Origin of the sequence: Streptomyces sp. NPDC047072 (assembly GCF_040643855.1) — a bacterium.
In the GTDB taxonomy this organism is placed as follows: domain Bacteria; phylum Actinomycetota; class Actinomycetes; order Streptomycetales; family Streptomycetaceae; genus Streptomyces.
This window is the reverse complement of the sequence record NZ_JBEYVC010000377.1, coordinates 1-1,079: the sequence shown is the minus strand read 5'-3', so window position 1 is coordinate 1,079 and position 1,079 is coordinate 1. Positions and strand designations below refer to the sequence as shown.

2 protein-coding genes and 1 pseudogene are annotated in these 1,079 nt (G+C 70.7%); 2 read left to right on the top strand and 1 reads right to left on the bottom strand.

The features are described from left to right. Window positions 1-442, bottom strand: a 442-nt coding sequence (locus ABZ896_RS52825; protein WP_360946710.1) for a MerR family DNA-binding transcriptional regulator, incomplete at its 3' end; no start/stop codon positions are given. 59 nt (window positions 443-501) lie between these two features. On the opposite strand from ABZ896_RS52825, the pseudogene ABZ896_RS52820 reads away from it, so the two are divergent. Together ABZ896_RS52820 and ABZ896_RS52815 are read left to right on the top strand one after the other, a co-directional pair. Beyond that, a pseudogene (locus ABZ896_RS52820) lies at window positions 502-1,020 on the top strand (erythromycin esterase family protein); the annotation flags it as partial. 13 nt (window positions 1,021-1,033) lie between these two features. Further along, window positions 1,034-1,079: hypothetical protein (locus ABZ896_RS52815; RefSeq protein WP_360946707.1), on the top strand; the 46-nt coding region annotated here is incomplete at its 3' end.

Below are 1,079 nucleotides of genomic sequence, written 5' to 3'. Positions count from 1 at the left end.
CGAACAGGCCGGTCCCCCGCAGCTGCTGCCCGCCATCGCCGAGCATGTTCGCCAGCGGCCCGACGAACATGTCGCCGCGTTCCTGCGGTACCGGGCTCAGGTCGCCGAGCGCCGCCTCGACGGCCTGGAGGGTACGGCGGTCGTCGAGCAGCTGGGCGTGGCTCTCGTCGACGAGCCGCAGCGCCTCCTCGGTCGCGCTCCGGTTGACGGCCCGCATGATCGACGCGGCCGTCTGATGGCCGTGTCCGGGCACGAGGGCAAGGAACGCGCGCAGGGCCTGTGCGTGGTGCGGTGTGTAGGTCCGGTAGCCGTGCGCGGTCCGCTCGGCGGCCGGGAGGATGCCGTCCGCCTCGTAGTTCCTCACCGCCTGCGTGGACAGACCGTGCCCGCGTGCCAGGTCGACGGGCCTGAGCTGCCCGCCCCTTTGAAGGTTTCGCCCCACTGAACAGCCCATGTCCCGCACCAAGTTTCAACCGAAGGTTCAACGATACCGTTGAGGAAATGACCGTTCCTCTCACAGACGCCGTCCATACCGTCGACGCCACCACCGTCATGGGGCTGCTCCCCGCCCGGCCCCGCCTCCTCGCCCTGGGCGAGCCCACCCACGGCGAGGACGTCCTGCTCGACGTGCGCAACGAGATCTTCCGCGGGCTCGTCGAGCGGGAGCACTACCGGACCATCGCGATCGAGAGCGACTGCCTGGCCGGCCTGCTCGTGGACGACTACGTCACGTCGGGCACCGGCACCCTCGACGAGGTGATGGCCCGCGGCTTCAGCCACGGCTTCGGGGCGTCCGAGGCCAACCGCGAACTCGTCCGCTGGATGCGCGAGTTCAACGAGGACCGTCCGCTCTCGGAGCGGGTCCGCTTCGCCGGTTTCGACGGCCCACTGGAGATCACCCACGCCGAGAGCCCCCGCCAGGCCCTCACCGCACTCCACACCTACCTCGCGGCACACACGGACAGCGCGCTACTCCCCTGCACCACGGAGACCCTCGACCACCTGCTCGGCCCCGACGAGGGTCGGCGGCGGCATCTTCACCAAGGCCGCCGACGTCGGCGCCGACCTGGTCGGCAAGG